The organism is Sphingopyxis sp. HIX (genome assembly GCF_001468285.1).
In the GTDB taxonomy this organism is placed as follows: domain Bacteria; phylum Pseudomonadota; class Alphaproteobacteria; order Sphingomonadales; family Sphingomonadaceae; genus Sphingopyxis.
Genome location: NZ_LNSB01000050.1, coordinates 1 through 16,214, shown reverse-complemented (window position 1 = coordinate 16,214; position 16,214 = coordinate 1). Strand labels below are relative to the sequence as shown.

The following is a 16,214-nucleotide window of genomic DNA, read 5'->3' as shown; positions in this document are numbered from 1 at the left end:
GTCGATTCTGACCTTGAACGTTCACAAAGTGCGTGCATTATGGTGCAATGCACAACAAGAATCGCCTTTCTCCCCGGGGCGCGGCACGATGAACGACACCCGCCTCAAGCTCATGGAAGCCATCGCGCGCCGCCGCATGGTCACCGCGCACTACAACGGCAACGTCATGCAGCTCGCGCCGCACCAGATGTTCGAGCGCCGCGGCGACCTGTTCGTCAGCGCGCTCAACCTCAGCAAGAACTGGCGCTCGCCCGATGACTGGAAGCTCGGCCACTACAAGCTCGACGGGCTGGCGGTGACCGAATTGCAGGACGAAGAGTTCGAGCCGCTTGCATCGTTCGAAGCCGCCGCGCCGCACGAGGACGACACGCTGCTGCTGGCGGTTTGAGCCGGTTCCTCCGCGATAAGGTGAGGGGAACCCCACCAGTTGCAACCTAGGGGTGGGCCACGGCATAGTCTTCACAATGCCCACCGCCGCCCCCTCCCCGGTCGACCCACTGCTCGGCGACAGCCCCGACGCGCTCGTCGCGGCGCTCGCGCGCTGGGTCGGCGACGATGGCGAGGCGAAACCGCAGGAGCAACGCCTCCCGGCCGCCATGTTCGGCGAGGCGTTCGCCGTCGGCGGGCTCACCCCCGCCGTGCACTGGACCGCCCCCGATCCGCTACTCGCTGCCACCCCCGCGCTCACCGACGCGCTCGACCATGGCGAGATCGCCGCCCCGCCCAACCATACGGCGCTCAGTTTCGTCGCGCAGGAGGACGCCCCGCCGCTCGTCGTGCTCACCGTCCCGCTGGCGCTCGCCGAGCGCTGGCCACCCGCCGCTGCGTGGCGTCGCGCCCACTCCGATGCGACGGCGAGCCATATCCTGCTCGTCCACCGCGCGATGCTGCCCGGCAGCGACGGGCTGGTCCGCGCCGGCCGCATGCTCGCGCTGACCCCGCGCGAGGAGCGCCTGCTCGCCGCCCTCGCGCGCACCGGCGATCTCCGCGCCGCTGCGACCGCCGAAGCCATCGGTTACGAGACCGCGCGCGGCGCGATCAAGGCGGCGCTGGCGAAGAGCGGCTTCGCGCGGCAGGGCGCGCTCGTCGCCACCGCGCTCCAGCTCGACGCGATCGATGACCCCAGCCCGATCCACCTCGGCGACCATCTGCAGCAGGCGATCGGACTTTCCGACCGCCAGGTCGCGCTCGCGCGGCTGATCGCGCTCGGCTCGACGCGCGACGAAGCCGCGCGCCAGCTCGGCCTGGGGCGCGAGACCGCCAAGGCCGAACTCAAGATCCTCTTCCAGCTTGTCGGCGTGACCTCGTCGGTCGGCCTGTCGGTGGTCGCTGCGCAGCTCGGCATCGCCGCGCGGCTGCTCGCCGCCTCGGACATCGGCGCCACCGACCTCGCCGCCGCCAGCGAGCCCTTGCGTCTCGTCGCACGCTCGGGCGGCCGCGCGGGGCGCATCGCCTTCGCCGACTATGGCCCGAAGGGCCGTATCCCGGCGCTCCATTTCCATACCGCGACGACGAGCCGCTATTATCCGCGCGCCTATATCGCGCGGCTGCAGGAACTGGGCCTGCGCCCGGTGATGATCGACCGCCCCGGTTATGGCTTCACCGACATGGTCGGCGGCGCCTATACGCCTGAGGCCGCGCAGGACGCGCTCGATGTCGCCGACCATCTCGGCGCCGAACGCTTCCATGTGATCGCGCGCGGCGGCACGATGTTGCTCGCCGAGCTCGCGGCGCATCACCGCCACCGCATCGCCCGCGCGGTGGTGCTCAACCCCGAGCCCGCGCCCGACGACGACGCGCGCATGGCGGGCATCCAGGGCAGCTACAAGCGCATCTTCTACACGCTGCCGCGCAAGATCCGCCCGCTGACGCGCTATCTGTCGGCGCATCTCTCGGACAGCGTGATCGAGCGCATCGCGAGCCGCATGTTCGGGGGCAGCGCCGCCGACCAGCGCATCTTCGCCGATCCCGAGGTGCGCCGCGCCTATGTCTATGCGACGCGGCTCGCGGCGATCCAGGGCGGGGTCGGGCTCGAGGCGTTGAGCATCGCCGAACTGCGCGGCCAGCCGCCGCCGATCGCCGACGGCAGCTTCATCACCATATTATCGGGCGAGGAGGATGCGATGTACCGGCCCGAGGACAGCTGGCCGCGGCTGCTCGCCGCCTGGCCGGGTGCGCGCGCCGAACGCATCGCGGGCGCAGGGCGGCTGCTCCATATCCAGCATCCGGACCTGGTCGCCGCGGCCCTCGACGAAGGGTCGCAGAAATCGCGAAAGCCGCGGCAACCAGGGCGCTAAGGAAGCGTTCCCCCTCCCCCAACGCATGCTCGGTGGCCCGATGGGCCTATGCCGCTGCTTTTAGGTGGCGAATCGGCGCGCCCACATCCCCATTTGGGGGGTGTCGGCGCGCCGTTCTCCTACTTGTCGTCGATCACCAGCGGCTCGCCGCGCGTCTTGACCAGCGACCAGATCACCCCGCCCGCGATCAGCGCGACGGTGACGCCCAGGCTGATCAGCGGCGGGAACTTGCCGCCGTCCATGACGAAGTCGGCGACGAAGATCTTCGACCCGATGAACACCAGCACCAGCGCGAGCGCATATTTGAGGTAATGGAAGCGGTGCACCATCGCCGACAGCGCGAAATAGAGCGCGCGCAGGCCGAGGATCGCCATGATGTTCGAGGTATAGACGATGAAAGTGTCGGTGGTGATCGCGAAGATCGCCGGCACGCTGTCGACCGCGAAGATCAGGTCGGCGAGGTTAATCACGACGAGCGCGAGGAACAAGGGCGTCGCCGCGCGCACCAGCTTGCCGGTCTTGCCGTCGGGGACCTTCACGAAGAATTTCTCGCCGTGGAGTTCGTGCGTCAGCGGGATGTGGCGCGACAGCCATTTGACCGCAGGATTGCCCTTCACGTCGATCGGCGCATCGTCCTTCGCGAACAGCATCTTCACGCCGGTGAAGATCAGGAAGGCCGCGAAGATGTAGAGGATCCAGCCATATTCGGTGACCAACGCCGCGCCGCCCGCGATCATGATGCCGCGCAGCACGATCACTGCGATGATGCCCCACAGCAAAGCGCGATACTGGTAGCGCGGCGGGATCGCGAAGCTGCTGAAGATCAGTGAGATCACGAAGATATTGTCGATCGACAGCGCCTTCTCGATAAAGAAGCCGGTGTAATATTGCAGGCCCGCCTCGCCGCCTTTCGCGGCCCAGACCCAAGCGCCGAACGCGAGCGCGATGCTGATGTAGAAGGCGGAGAGTTTCAGGCTCTCGCCGATCCCCATCTCCTTGTCTTCCTTGTTCAGGAAGCCGAGGTCGAAGGCGGTCAGTATGATGACCAGCCCGATGAAGGCCAGCCAGAACCAGGCCGGGGTACCCAGCCAGTCTGCGGTCAGAAATTCCATCTTTTTATCCCTGGTACGGGGTCATGCGCGCAGCCATCGCGGCGCGCGCGCATGCCGGTGTTTGTCGGTGGATCAGCGCGCGAGCGCGGGGCGGTGCATCAGCGCGGCGAGCCGGCGCTTCACCGCGAGCTTCAGCGCACGCAGCCGCAGCAGGCGCAGCGGGTCGCGGCCGCGCTCGCGCCGCATCGCCTCGTCGAGCCGGCGATGCAGCAGCGACAGGCTGTAAAAGCGGGTATTCAAAGACATAAAACCTCCTGATCGAGCGAACTCAAGCAGGTGACGCCTATGCTGGGATTTCCGGTTTGGGGGGCGGAAGGGCCAGGCATCGGGGGTCACCCGATGCGGTCCGACATCACGCAAGCGGAATAAAATTCCGCCGACGCCAGAGGGGCCCGGCCCGCACATGCCCTACCTAGGGACGGAGGGGCTGGCTTTCAACCCCCTGCCGCGCCATGCTGACGCAAAAGCAGAAGAGGGAGGGCAGAATGTCCGTGCTGGTGGGCCGCGAGGGCCCGGTCTTCGTCGTCACCATCGACCGTCCCGCGAAGCGCAATGCGGTCGATCCCGCGACCGCCGACGCGCTGCGCAGCGCCTTCGCCGACTTCGCGACCGACGAGGGTGCGCGCATCGCGATCCTCACCGGCAGCGGCGGGCATTTCTGCGCCGGCTTCGACCTGACCGCTGTCGGCGCGAGCCGCTACGACCCCGACGGCCCCGGGCCGATGGGACCTACGCGGATGCTGCTGGGCAAACCGGTGATCGCCGCGGTCGAGGGGCATGCGGTCGCGGGCGGGCTCGAGCTCGCCTTGTGGTGCGACCTCCGCGTCGCGGCGGAAGGCGCGGTGTTCGGCGTCTATTGCCGCCGCTGGGGCGTGCCGCTGATCGACGGCGGCACGGTGCGCCTGCCGCGGATCGTCGGGCAGGGCCGCGCGCTCGACATGATCCTCACCGGCCGCCCCGTCGATGCCGGGGAAGCGCAGCGCATCGGCCTCGCCGACCGCGTCGTGCCCGACGGCGAGGCGCTTCCCGCAGCGATCGCGCTCGCGAAGCAGATCGCCGCCTTCCCGCAGCTGTGCATGGCGAGCGACCGGAAAAGCGCCTATCGCCAATGGGACCTCGACCTCGAGGCCGCGCTGGCCCACGAAGCCCATGCCGGCGTCGCCCCCTTGCGCGAAGGCGCCGCCGCGGGCGCTCGGCGCTTTACCGAAGGCGAAGGCCGCAGCGGCAGCTTCGCAGCGTTCAAGGGAGACTGACATGAACCGCACACTCGTCGCCATCGCGCTGCTCGCCCTGCCCCTCCCCGCTTTGGCGCAGCCAGCCGAGCTCCCCGCCGCGATCTACACCGACCCGCCCGCCGACAAGGCGTTTCCCGCGGCGATGGAGGCGATCCATATCCCGAGCGGCGGCGTCGAGATCAACGGTATCGCCTATGTCGCCGCGGGCGCCGGGCCGCATCCTACGGTGATCCTCTGCCACGGCCTGCCCGGCAACGAAAAGAGCCTCGACCTCGCGCAGGCGATGCGGCGTGCGGGCTGGACCGTGATCGCCTTCAACTATCGCGGCTCGTGGGGCAGCCCCGGCCAGTATCGCTTTGCGCAGAATCTGGAGGATGCCGCGGCCGTGCTCGCCTTCGCGCGCGACCCCGCCCAAGCCGCGAAGCTGCGCATCGACCCGGCGCGGCTCGTGGTCATGGGGCACAGCATGGGCGGCTGGGTCACCGCGCTCACCGCGGCGAAGGACAAAAAGCTGCTCGGCGCCGCGATGATCTCCGCGGCCAATCTGGGCGCCTTCGGCAAGGCGCCGCGCGAGCAGCTCGCCGCGGGCATGAAGGCCAACGGCCAGGAAGCCCTCGCGGGCACCTCGCCCGAGATCATGGCCGACGAGCTGATCGCCAAGGCCGACGCGTTCGACTGGCTCAGGGCCGCCCCCGCGCTGGCCGCGACCAACCTCTTCATCCTCTCGTCCGACGACGGCCTCGCGCCGGGCACCGACGCGCTGGCGAAGGCGATCCGCGAGGACGGCGGGGCGAAGGTCAAGACGCTGCACGTCGCGACCGACCACAGCTGGTCGGACGCGCGGGTGCGGTTGCAGGCCGAGGTCTTGCGGTGGCTCGAAACCCTGAAAGCCGGGGAATGAGCCACCGCGACCCGCCGCTGCAACCGGCGCGGGCGCACGATCAATCCAGGCGATTGAAGCGCGTCGTTTCCAGCTTCTCGCGACCGTTGCCCGACCAGACGATCGTTTCGGTCATCGATTCGCGATCCTTGGCGACGGTGTAGACCCGCGTCGACACCCGCGCGCCGGCCTTGCCCAAGGTCATGACCAAGGTGTCCGGCGCGGGCTGGCGCAGCGCCACGCTGTCGATGAAATCCATGTTGCCCGTGATCGGCACCGGGACGCCGTCGAGCGCGGCGGTCGATTCCGAATATCGGCTCGACCCGTCGGGCGCGACGATCTCGACGCGGGTGTTCCATTTGCCGTCGGGCGCGGCGTGGAAAGCGATGGTCACCCGCTGCGGCCGCTCGCTCGCGGGCATCTCGGAGGTGTCGAGCGACCAGCTCCCGGCGAGCGGCAGTTGCGCCGACGCGGCACTGGCAACGGCGTTCGGCGCCGCGGCGCGATCGGCGGACGGGGCGGCTGCGACCATCAGTCCGGCGGCGGCCAAGGGTATTGCGATGAGCATGACGATCATTCCTTTCGAACCGCGAACCCCGATGGCCGCGGTGTGCGAAAGGTCTGTCCCGGCGAAGCCCCGTCCCGGAAGATCGATTTTCTTGTCACAATTTTTCTGGAGGTCGAGCAGGCGCGCCAGTTCGCGGCTGCTGCCGACCCCGGTCTTGCGGCGCGCGGTCCGCAGCCGCTCGTTGATCGAGGTTTCCGAGCGACCCAGCCGCGCCGCGATCGTCTTGACGGTATGCCCCGCGACCAGCAGGCGCAGGACTTCCATCTCGCGATCGGTTAGGCTCGCGGACAAGCCGGTCATGGGGTCGTTGGCAGACATATCCTGTGCTCACCATAGCGCCGCGAACAGGTCCATCCCAATTTATTTGGGAAGCGGCGGGTGGGTCGAAGCGGCGGGCGGCGGGGCCGGCATGACGCGACGCGGCATGGGGCGGCCGACCATGGCCGGCCACGCCAAACGCCCCATGATTTTCCCAAAGTTCAGCAAAGTTCAGCCCAATGACGCTGTCGTGTAGTGGCGGTTCGGGAAAGCCGGGACGCATGGGGCTACGCGCTGTTTTGCGGCGGCGGAAGCGGGTGCCGGGATGGGTGTGGAAATGCTCATCTCGAAGTATGAACCACAGTGAAATTTATTAGGAAAGCGGTTTTTCGACGCGAGGAGCGAAATAGGATCGGGCGGGGAGCGGGGTTGGACGACGAAGGGTGCGGCCGTCCACACAATCGGCATCTCGGACTTGATGCGTGATCTGTATCGGCGCCCACGTGTTGGCCGAGGTCATCCGCGGCCGCGGGTGAGGGTGCAGACGCTTCATGTGGCGACCGACCACACTCATCGCATGCGCGCGTGCGGTTGCAGGCGGAGGTTTTTGAGGCGGCTAGGATGCTGATTTATACAAAATCGAATTAGGCTGAATGCTACGAAAACTTATATAAATTGTCGGTGTAAGCATATAGATTCTCAGTTAGAGAGCCGGTCGAAAGGAATCGCAATGGCGCAGCAGTCAACGATCGAATGGACCGATGTTACTTGGAATCCCGTAGCCGGCTGTTCACTTGCATCGGCCGGCTGCACGAACTGCTACGCGATGCGAATGGCCGCGCGCTTGGAAGCGATGGGCAGCGAAAAATATGTTGGTTTGACACGCAAGTCTGGTGGCCGAGCCAAGTGGACCGGGAAGATACGCCTTCACTACCCTTCGTTAGATCAGCCGCGTCGCTGGAAGAAGGGGCGCAAGATCTTCGTTAACTCGATGTCAGACCTCTTTCACAGCGAGGTCGATGTCGGATTTATCGCGGCGGTTTGGAAGGTGATGGAGGAAACGCCTCAACATAGCTATCAAATCCTGACCAAACGCCCTGATCGAATGGCTGAAGTGATTGGACAACTCGCCCTGCCAACGCTTCATAATGTGTGGCTCGGTACCAGCGTCGAATCGGGCGAAGTGCTCGATCGCATCGACGTTCTCCGCACCATTCCGGCGGCTATCCGTTTCATATCCTTCGAACCACTGATCGGCTCGGTCGCGGCTGCCGATTTGCAGGATATCCATTGGGCAATTGTGGGTGGGGAATCTGGCCCATCGGCTCGTTCGATGGACGAAGCATGGGTTGATGAAATCGAGAGCCTGTGCATTGATTCTGGCACCGCGTTCTTCTTCAAGCAGTGGGGCGGAACCAACAAGAAAAAGTCAGGACGGCAGTTCAAGGGAGGCCTTGCTGACGCCTATCCTGTGCACGCTTCCTTATAATGTCGGTGACGCCCTTTTTGATTAGTGCAATTGCTTGCGGGCTCGGACTATTCGACAAACAGTAAAGTTCAAAATATCGGTCCATGTTGCCCACTGTAAGCGGCAATGGATCCGAAACGTAACGGAACAACGTCGACAATCTTTCTCTCATGAAATGCGAAATTTGCTCTGGCGTCGCTACTTTACTGCTACTTGGAGCAGTGTCGCCAAACAACGTACCTTGCGTCGGCCCCGATCGATAGAACGCTGTTTGCCAATCGGCCGTTCCGAACTGCTCTTGGAGCGCAAGAAACTTGCTACTGTCGATCCTCGCGCTGTCGCGCGCCATCTGCTGATTTACCGCTTTGATATTGAATAGATACCACACGTCGGCTCGCTCGGATTCCGCCAACGCCTTCAGGGTCTGCCACTTCACACTCATTCCGTATGGGTCAAGAAAGACTACTGCGCGTTGCCGCCATTGATCGCGATGTTGCGACCAAGGCGGATCAGCAAGAATTTTCTGTATGTAATCATTTGCATCCCCGCCTTGGATCGCGCAGTCTCTAGCACCTGCGGCGTCGCAAAGCTCATTCAACGCGGCGCGCCGAGGGCCGTGCGCTTCTACGAAGCGGTAATGATCGAACGGGGGATCGACATTTAATGCGATGCTCGCACTTCCAAGTAGGGTCTTCTCTTTAAAGGCGATCGGCTCGTTGTCGAAAATCCCGCCGGTCATCTCGGTCTGTTGGCGAAATCCGGTCCCTGCAAAGCCGTCAATATACCACGTCTCAAACCGCTGATTTTTGAGAGCATTGCAGTAGAAATCCAGATAGGCACCCAACACGTCGAGCTTCAGCTCTGTGTGCTCCCCACCAAACCTATGCTCTACCATTAGCACCTCCCCCAAAATGCTCATTAGCATTTAATAGAGCAGGAATATCAATCAACAGGCAACATAGGAATGCTGGTGGTCAAATTGCGATAGCGATACTAAATTGATTACCGAACAATTTCCTCCCCTCACTTCCCCATCAACTTCATCGCCATCCCCGTCAGCGCCTCGGTCGCCGTCTCGATCACCGTATCCGCCTCGGGCGCCCAGAAAGGCGAGTGCAGGCTCGGCAACGTCTTCCCCGCCTTCTTTGCCGCTTCATATTCGGCGTGCGGGACGCCGCCGACCCAGATGATCAGGCTCTTCACATCCTTGTTCGCGTCGCGCGAATAGCGGCTGAAATCCTCGCCGCCCATCACCGGGGGCATCTGCGTCACGCGCGCCTCGCCGAAGCGGGTCTTCAGGAACGCCGCCATTTCCTCGGTGAAATCGACGGTGTTGAAGGTCGCGGGGGTATATTCGTCCTTCTGGACGCTCACCACCGGCATGCGGTCCTCGGGCATGCCCGCGGCGATCGCCTCGCCCTTGGCGATGCGCTCGATCCCGGTGAGCAGGTGCGCGCGCACCTCGTCGGTGTAGCTGCGCACGGTCAGTTGCAGCCGCGCCTCGTCGGAGATGATATTGTGCTTGGCGCCCGCGTGGAAGCTGCCGACGGTCACCACCGCGCTGTCGAGCGGACTGATCTCGCGCGAGACGAGCGTCTGCAGCGCGCCGACGATGCGGCTCGCGAGCACGATCGGGTCCTTGGTCGTCTGCGGATAGGCGCCGTGCCCGCCGACCCCCTTCACGAGGATATCGACGCTGTCGACATTGGCGAGCGCATAGCCCGGCGTATAACCGATCTGCCCCGCGGGGAATTGCGCCGCGTCGTGGAACGCGAGGGCATATTGCGGCTTGGGAAAGCGCGTATAAAGCCCGTCCTCGAGCATCATCCGCGCGCCCGCGCCGCGTTCCTCGGCGGGCTGGCCGATCATGACGAGCGTGCCCGACCATTTGTCCTTGTTCGCGGCCATGCGCCGCGCGGTGCCGACCCAGGCGGTCATATGCGTGTCGTGGCCGCACGCGTGCATCACGCCGGTCTCGACGCCTTCCTTGGTCGTCACGCGTATCTTCGACGCGCCGGGGAGGCCGGTCTGCTCGATCACCGGCAGGCCGTCCATGTCGGCGCGCAGCATCACCACCGGGCCGGGGCCGTTCTCCATCACCGCGACGATGCCGGTGCCGCCGACCTTTTCGGTGACCTTGAACCCCAGCTTGCGCGCCTCGGCGGCCATGATGCCCGCCGAGCGGACCTCCATGAAGCTGAGTTCGGGGTTGGCGTGCAGATCGGCGTAGATCGCCATCAGCGAGGGCATGTCCTTCGCGATCTCGGCCTTGATCGCGGGGTCGGCATCCTGCGCCGCCGCGGGCATCGACAAAGCGAGGGCCGCAACGCCAGCCAGTAAAATCCGCATCTTATTCCCCTGTATTGAGCTTATTTCGAAGTATCGGGCACCAGTTCGATCACGTCGACCAGCGATTCATAGGCCGGCGCGGGCAGCACCAGCCGCCAGCGATTGTCGCCGATCCGCTCGACCAGCCCCGCCATGTCGCGCATCCGGTCGCTGCCGTAGCTCACCGCGAGCTTCTCGTCGCCGAGCTCGAGCGTGCCGAGGAAGACCTGGCGCGTCAGATTGTCGGGGAAGATCAGCCCGACGGGGCGCTGCGAGCCCGTCAGCTTGACGAGGCTCGACAGCCCCTGCTCGGCCGAGACGCGGCAGCGGAACCAGCCATAGGCGACATAACCCAGCGTGCCGCCGCTCTGCGAGCCGACCTTGACCGTGCGGCAGCGGTAGTCGCCCGCGGGGAGGTGCGGGTTGGGCAGCGCTGCGGTGGGGTGCAGCAATATGCCCTCGCGGTCGACCTGCGCCCCGAACCCCTTGGCGCGCGCGTCCGCGAGCGCAGCTTCCCAGCTCGAATACCAGTTCCGGATACGCAGCTTGTCGGCCTCGGTCGCGGTCGCGCGCCAGCTGCCGTCGGAGGCGGGCGGCGACGGCGGCCCGTCGGCGACCGAGCGCGGCACGGGCGGCACGGTGTTGCACGCGGCGAGCGCGGGCAGCGCCAATGCGGCGAGGATGAACTTGTTGCGACCCCACATATCCGTCTCTCCAGTCCGGTTCGTGGTTAACCTTAGGGGGCGAAAGGAAATTGCTCAAGCGCCTCCCCTCTCCCCTTGGGGAGGTGCGGGGTTGGATTGCCCCCGGCAATCCAAGTTCGTGCCGGGGGCACGAACGACCCCGCGCCGGATGCGAAAGCTTGGCGGCGTGCCGCCTAGCTGTAGCTGGGTGAGGGCAGATCGGCCAGAACGGCGCCTCTTCCTCGCCCTCATCCAACTCCGCCTAGCGCCTGCGGCGCAAGGCTGCGTATCCTTCTCCCCCAAGGGGAGAAGGAATCAGGCAGCGGTCCAACCCCCATCGACGCTGAGGTTTGCCCCCGTGATGTTCGCCGCCTCGTCGCGGGTGAGGAAAGCCGCCAGCGCCGCGACCTGTTCGATCGTCACGAACTGCTTGGTCGGCTGGCCAGCGAGCAGCACGTCGTTGATCACTTGCTCGCGCGTCATCTTGCGCGCCTTCATCGTGTCGGGGATCTGGTTCTCGACCAGCGGCGTCCAGACATAGCCGGGGCTGATGCAGTTCACGGTGATGCCCGCGTCGGCAACCTCGAGCGCGACGGTCTTGGTCAGGCCCGCGAGGCCGTGCTTCGCGGTGACATAGGCCGATTTGAACGGCGAGGCGACGAGCGAGTGCGCCGAGGCGGTGCCGATGATCCGGCCCCAGCCCTTCTTGCGCATGCCGGGCACCGCATGGCGGATCGTATGGAAGGAGGCGGTCAGGTTGAGCGCGATGATCATGTCCCATTTCTCGACCGGGAACTCCTCGACCGGCGCGACGAATTGCATGCCTGCGTTGTTGACGAGGATATCGACGCCGCCGAAATCCTTGTCGGCGCGCTGGAACATCTCCTCGATCGCCTCCGGCTTGGTGAGGTCGGCGCCGTCATAGGCCGCCTTGCCGCCGTTCAAGACTTCGAGCGCGGCGCGTTCGGCCTCGATCGCCGCGGCCTCGCCGAAACCGTTGATGACGATGTTCGCGCCCGCCGCCGCGAAGGCCTTGGCGATGCCGAGCCCGATGCCCGAGGTCGAGCCGGTGACGAGGGCGGTCTTGCCTTTGAGGTGCATGATCTTGTCCTTCTCTGCTTCTTTTCTTGGGGGGAGAGATATGTCTATTTTTCGGTGACTTGCTTGGGCTTGAGCCCGCCCGCCTGCACCGCGAAGCTTTCCGAGCGCCCCTCGGCGATGCTTTCGGCGAGGAGATGACCGTCCTTCATCGCGGCTTCGACCGCTTCGCGGCCCTGCGCCCAATTGGCCTCGACCGCGGCGCGCGAAAATTCGAAATCGCGCGCGCCGGTCTGCCATTTCAGCGGGTTGTGCACCAGCTGCACGACGTTGAGCGCCTTGCAGTCGACCATCCGCTTGACGGCCCTTACCTCGGGCAGGTCGGCCACGTCGGGCGGCAGTTTCGCGAGCATCCGGTCGATCAGCCGATGCTCCTTGCGCCGCCGCACCAGCCCGTCCGAAATCCGCCGCGTGCGGCTCGAATAGCGGATATCCTTCTCGCGCGACCAGGCTTCCTCGAGGTCGTGCGGCCGCTCGCCGCGCGCGGGGAACAGGTCGACCTGGAACACCAGCATATCCTCGGACGCGGCCTCGACGACATATTCGAGCGGGGTGTTCGACACGAGCCCGCCGTCCCAATACCAGGTCCCGTCGATCTCGACCGGCGGCAAGCCCGGCGGCAACGCGCCCGAGGCGAGGATGTGCCGCGCGTCGATGCGGTCGCTTGTCGTGTCGAAATAGCGGAAATTGCCGGTCTCGACCGCGACCGCGCCGACCGACAGCCGGACCTTGCCGTCGTTGAGCCGGTCCCAGTCGACCAGCCGGTCGAGCGTCGCGACCAGCGGCGCGGTGTCGTAGAAGCTCACCGCGCCCGGGGTCTGCCGCTCGGCGAGCGCGGGCGGCGGCCAGCGCGGGGTGAAGAAACCGGGCACCCCGAACGCCATCACCTGCCCCGCCGCAGCGAGATGGCTCCATTCGCGCGCCGCGTCATTGTCGGGGAGCGGCCACGACGGCAGCGCCGACGATACGCCGTCCCAGAAGGTGCGGAGCTTGCCCACGGCCTCGTCGCGCTTGTTGCCCGCGACGATCGCGGCGTTGACCGCACCGATCGAAATCCCCGCGACCCAGTCGAGCTCTACCCCGAGCTCGATCAGCGCCTCGTACACCCCCGCCTGATAGGCGCCGAGCGCGCCGCCGCCCTGTAGCACGAGCACGACGAGGTCGGGCAAGGGCAGAGCGGCTCGGACGGCGCGGCGCGGCATGGACTCGGGGCTTTCCTTCGGGCGGGGGCGGCGCCGATTGGTGCACCGCAACAGAGCGCATTGCAAGGCGCCGCATCGAAGCCCCTTCCAATTAAGGCGGCCTGCTGCCACAGTCCGGCCAGACCAATTTGCGCTGGAGACCCCCGATATGCGCCTCGACGATTATGATCCCGGCGACGATATCCGCGACCTCGGCCGCGGCGGCGGGGGTTTCGGCGGCGGTGGGGGCGGCGGCATGGGCGGACTGCTCATCGGGCTGCTGCCGATGCTGCTCGGGCGCAAGATGGGCTGCGGCACGATCCTGCTGCTCGGCGTGCTCGCCTTCGTCTTTTTCGGCGGCGGCATGAACATGCTCACCGGCGGCGGCGGCACCGCCGATCCGCGCGCCGGCAGCCAGAGCGGCGCCAATGTCGCCTGCGACACCGCAGCCGAGAAATTCGCCTGCAACGTCTTCGGCTCGACGCACCAGGTGTGGGGCGAGCTGATCAACGGCTACCAGCGCCCGACGCTCAATTTCTTCACCGACCAGAACCGCTCGGGATGCGGCGCGGCGCAGGCGGCGATGGGGCCCTTCTATTGCCCCGCCGACCAGGGCGTCTATCTCGACACCGCTTTCTTCGACGAACTCGCGAGCCGCTTCGGCGCCGCGGGCGACGCCGCGCAGGCCTATGTCGTCGCGCACGAGGTCGGACACCATATCCAGACGATCAGCGGCACGTCGGACGAGGTGCGCCGCGCGCAGCAGCGCGCCTCGCAGGCCGAGGGCAATGCGCTGCAGGTGCGCATGGAGCTGCAGGCCGACTGCTATGCGGGCGTGTGGGCGGCGAAGGCGCGCAACGCCTCGGGCCAGCCGGTGGTCGAGCCCGGCGATATCGAGGAGGCGATGCGCGCCGCGAATGCGATCGGCGACGACACGCTGATGCGTTCGGCGGGCCAGCGCCCGGTCCCCGAAAGCTTTACCCACGGCACCAGCGAGCAGCGCATGACCTGGCTGCGCCGCGGGCTGCAGACCGGAGACCCGCGCCAGTGCAATACCTTCGACGCCGCCATCTGACCGCCGCGCTCGCAGCGACCTTTTTGGCGACGACGCCGGCCGCGGCACAAACCGTCTATATCGAGGCTGGACGGCTGATCGACGGCGTATCGAACGACGTGCGCAGCGGCCAGTGCATCACCGTCGAGGCCGAGCATATCAAGGCGGTGGGGCCGTGCGGCAAGGCGCCCGACGGCGCGACGATCGTCGACTGGTCGGGCTATACCGTGCTGCCCGGGCTGATCGACCTGCACACGCATCTCGCCGACCTCGGCCAGAGCGCCGACCTCGCCGCGCCGATCAAGGCTTCGCCCGCCGAGACCGCGCTCGTCGGCGCGCGCAACGCGCGGGTGACGCTCGACGCGGGCTTCACCAGTGTGCGCGATGTCGGCGCCTATCGCGGGCTGACCGACGTGACCTTGCGCAACGCGATCGACCGCGGCGACGTGCCGGGGCCGCGCATGTGGGTGGCGGGCGCCTATCTGACGATTCCCAAGGGCGGGGGCGAGCTCAACGGGGTGGTCCCCAACGAGGAACTGCCCGCCGACATGCGGCTCGGCGTGGCGGCGACGCCCGAGGAAGCCGCGCAGAAGACCGCGTATCTGCTCGACCATGGCGCAGATTTCATCAAGGCGATCGCGACCGGTGCGGTGCTCGCGATCGGCACCGAGCCCGGCGCGCCCGAGCTCACACCCGAACAACTCGCCGCGATCGTCAAGGTCGCGCATGCCCGTGGCAAACGCGTCACCGCGCACGCGCATGGCGCGGTCGGCATCCAGAACGCGATCAATGCGGGCGTCGACAGTATCGAGCATGCGAGCCTCGCCGACGAAGCGACGCTCCAGCTCGCGAAGAAGCATGGCACCTGGCTCGCGATGGACATCTACAACGGCGATTATATCGAGGATATCGGCACCAAGGAGGGCTGGCCCGCCGAATATCTGCGCAAGAACCGCGAGACCACCGACGCGCAGCGCGCGGCGTTCAAGCGCGCGGTCGAGCTGGGGGTGAACATCGGCTATGCCACCGACGCGGGCGTCTATCCGCACGGGCTCAATGCGCGCCAGTTCCGCAACATGGTGAAATACGGGATGACCCCGATGCAGGCGATCCAGTCGGCAACGGGCCGCGCCGCCGAGGAAATGGGCCGCGTCGATGTCGGCGCGATCTTGCCCGGCCGCTATGCCGACATGGTCGCGGTCAAGGCCGATCCGCTGGCCGACATAAGCGTCCTCGAAAAGATCGACCATGTGATGAAGGGCGGAGCGCTGGTGCGATGATCCGCGCGCTGGCCGTGGCGGTGCTTTGGGCGAGCCCGGTTCCGGCGATGGCGCAATATGACGGCGACTGGGTGTGCAACGCGGTCGCCAAGGGCAGCCGCGGTGCGCAGGTCGATGTGATCGCGCAGGTCGGCAGCGACGGCGAGATCTGGTCGCGTTCGATCAGCTGGACACCGCCGATGCTCGACGCGAGCAAGCCACAATATCGCGACCTCGACAGGCCGGGGCTCAGCTTGCAATATGACGATGCCGAGGCAGAAGCGATCGGCGAACTGACGAGCGCGATCGGCGATGTGTCGAGCGTCGGCGGCCCCGTCGGGGCGCTGCGCGACCTGAAGATGCTCGTGCTGATGGATGGCGGTGCGAGCTGGACGACCGAACTCGAACCTTTCGGGGTCAGCCAGCAGATCGGCGGCAGCCCCTTTCGCTACGCCTCGGCCGAGATCGACGACACCGACTGGGACGGCGATCCCTATGAGCTGTTCGAAGCGGGCGGGGTCGTGACCTTGTCGCTGCAGGATGCGGTCGGGCGTCCGGTGGCGCAGGCGCGCTACGATATCGGCGCGAAGGCCGAGCGCGACCGGCTGTTTCGGAGCGCGTGGCGCAAGGCGGAGGCGATGGCGAAGAGCCGTAAGGGGTGCGACAAGGCGGGGGCGTAGGTTGGCGACGCCGCGATGACGTCCGGATGTCCGGATTCGGGCGGTTGCGGACATCTTAATCCTCCCTGCGGCGAAGCCGTGGGGAGGGGGACCACCCGCAGGGTGGTGGAGGG

At 66.4% G+C, this 16,214-nt stretch carries 16 protein-coding genes; 8 read left to right on the top strand and 8 right to left on the bottom strand.

The genetic code is table 11. The annotated features are described in order from the left end of the window. The first annotated feature begins 88 nt into the window (after positions 1-88). Positions 89-388: a hypothetical protein gene (locus tag ATE62_RS19500; protein WP_058808158.1), complete on the top strand. Its 300-nt coding sequence runs from the start codon at positions 89-91 to the stop codon at positions 386-388. A gap of 76 nt (positions 389-464) precedes the next feature. Beyond that, complete coding sequence (locus tag ATE62_RS19495) at positions 465-2,297, top strand: alpha/beta fold hydrolase (RefSeq protein ID WP_058818591.1); 1,833 nt, start codon at positions 465-467, stop codon at positions 2,295-2,297. 119 nt (positions 2,298-2,416) lie between these two features. Here ATE62_RS19495 and ATE62_RS19490 read toward each other — a convergent pair whose 3' ends face one another. Next, on the bottom strand, positions 2,417-3,409 hold the full coding sequence (locus tag ATE62_RS19490; protein WP_058810444.1) for a TerC family protein: 993 nt from the start codon (positions 3,407-3,409) through the stop codon (positions 2,417-2,419). A gap of 72 nt (positions 3,410-3,481) precedes the next feature. Continuing rightward, a complete protein-coding gene (locus tag ATE62_RS23430) occupies positions 3,482-3,655 on the bottom strand; it encodes a hypothetical protein (RefSeq protein WP_156420689.1) in 174 nt (57 codons plus the stop codon). A 239-nt stretch (positions 3,656-3,894) separates the two neighbouring features. Here ATE62_RS23430 and ATE62_RS19485 point away from each other — a divergent pair, with 239 nt between their 5' ends. Together ATE62_RS19485 and ATE62_RS19480 are read left to right on the top strand one after the other, a co-directional pair. Beyond that, positions 3,895-4,662 carry a crotonase/enoyl-CoA hydratase family protein gene (locus ATE62_RS19485; protein WP_058810443.1) on the top strand — a complete coding sequence of 256 codons (768 nt, stop codon included), beginning with the start codon at positions 3,895-3,897 and terminating at the stop codon, positions 4,660-4,662. Between the two features lies 1 nt (position 4,663). Next, positions 4,664-5,545, top strand: coding sequence for an alpha/beta hydrolase family protein (locus tag ATE62_RS19480; protein ID WP_082662916.1), 882 nt, complete (start codon positions 4,664-4,666; stop codon positions 5,543-5,545). Positions 5,546-5,585: 40 nt separating this feature from the next. Here the strand turns inward: ATE62_RS19480 and ATE62_RS19475 are convergent, their stop codons facing one another. Next, positions 5,586-6,392, bottom strand: coding sequence for a helix-turn-helix domain-containing protein (locus ATE62_RS19475; RefSeq protein WP_082662915.1), 807 nt, complete (start codon positions 6,390-6,392; stop codon positions 5,586-5,588). A gap of 688 nt (positions 6,393-7,080) precedes the next feature. On the opposite strand from ATE62_RS19475, the gene ATE62_RS23015 reads away from it, so the two are divergent. Next, the gene (locus ATE62_RS23015) at positions 7,081-7,839 is read left to right on the top strand and encodes a DUF5131 family protein (protein ID WP_082662914.1); all 759 of its coding nucleotides are present in this window, start codon (positions 7,081-7,083) and stop codon (positions 7,837-7,839) included. Here the strand turns inward: ATE62_RS23015 and tcmP are convergent. The 5 genes from tcmP to ATE62_RS19445 form a co-directional block, all read right to left on the bottom strand. Further along, on the bottom strand, positions 7,793-8,737 hold the full coding sequence (gene tcmP, locus ATE62_RS19465) for a three-Cys-motif partner protein TcmP (RefSeq protein WP_197411770.1): 945 nt from the start codon (positions 8,735-8,737) through the stop codon (positions 7,793-7,795). The two genes, ATE62_RS23015 and tcmP, sit on opposite strands and share 47 nt — an antisense overlap. Positions 8,738-8,841: 104 nt before the next feature. Then, entirely contained in the window at positions 8,842-10,167 is a 1,326-nt protein-coding gene (locus ATE62_RS19460) for an amidohydrolase (RefSeq protein ID WP_058810438.1), read from the bottom strand. Positions 10,168-10,187: 20 nt separating this feature from the next. Then, the gene (locus ATE62_RS19455; RefSeq protein WP_058810436.1) at positions 10,188-10,850 is read right to left on the bottom strand and encodes a DUF4893 domain-containing protein; all 663 of its coding nucleotides are present in this window, start codon (positions 10,848-10,850) and stop codon (positions 10,188-10,190) included. A 294-nt stretch (positions 10,851-11,144) separates the two neighbouring features. Further along, positions 11,145-11,930 carry a 3-hydroxybutyrate dehydrogenase gene (locus tag ATE62_RS19450; protein WP_058810434.1) on the bottom strand — a complete coding sequence of 262 codons (786 nt, stop codon included), beginning with the start codon at positions 11,928-11,930 and terminating at the stop codon, positions 11,145-11,147. A 44-nt stretch (positions 11,931-11,974) separates the two neighbouring features. Next, positions 11,975-13,129, bottom strand: coding sequence for a patatin-like phospholipase family protein (locus tag ATE62_RS19445; protein ID WP_058810433.1), 1,155 nt, complete (start codon positions 13,127-13,129; stop codon positions 11,975-11,977). A gap of 148 nt (positions 13,130-13,277) precedes the next feature. On the opposite strand from ATE62_RS19445, the gene ypfJ reads away from it, so the two are divergent. From ypfJ to ATE62_RS19430, 3 genes are read left to right on the top strand one after another with little or no spacing between them, the layout of a single operon-like run. Beyond that, the gene (gene ypfJ, locus ATE62_RS19440) at positions 13,278-14,183 is read left to right on the top strand and encodes a KPN_02809 family neutral zinc metallopeptidase (RefSeq protein WP_058818589.1); all 906 of its coding nucleotides are present in this window, start codon (positions 13,278-13,280) and stop codon (positions 14,181-14,183) included. Beyond that, positions 14,156-15,442 (top strand): metal-dependent hydrolase family protein, encoded by a 1,287-nt coding sequence (locus tag ATE62_RS19435; protein WP_058810677.1) that lies wholly within the window; start codon positions 14,156-14,158, stop codon positions 15,440-15,442. The genes ypfJ and ATE62_RS19435 overlap by 28 nt, the downstream gene beginning before the upstream one ends. Then, the gene (locus ATE62_RS19430) at positions 15,439-16,101 is read left to right on the top strand and encodes a hypothetical protein (RefSeq protein ID WP_058810676.1); all 663 of its coding nucleotides are present in this window, start codon (positions 15,439-15,441) and stop codon (positions 16,099-16,101) included. The genes ATE62_RS19435 and ATE62_RS19430 overlap by 4 nt, the downstream gene beginning before the upstream one ends. Positions 16,102-16,214: the final 113 nt, after the last annotated feature.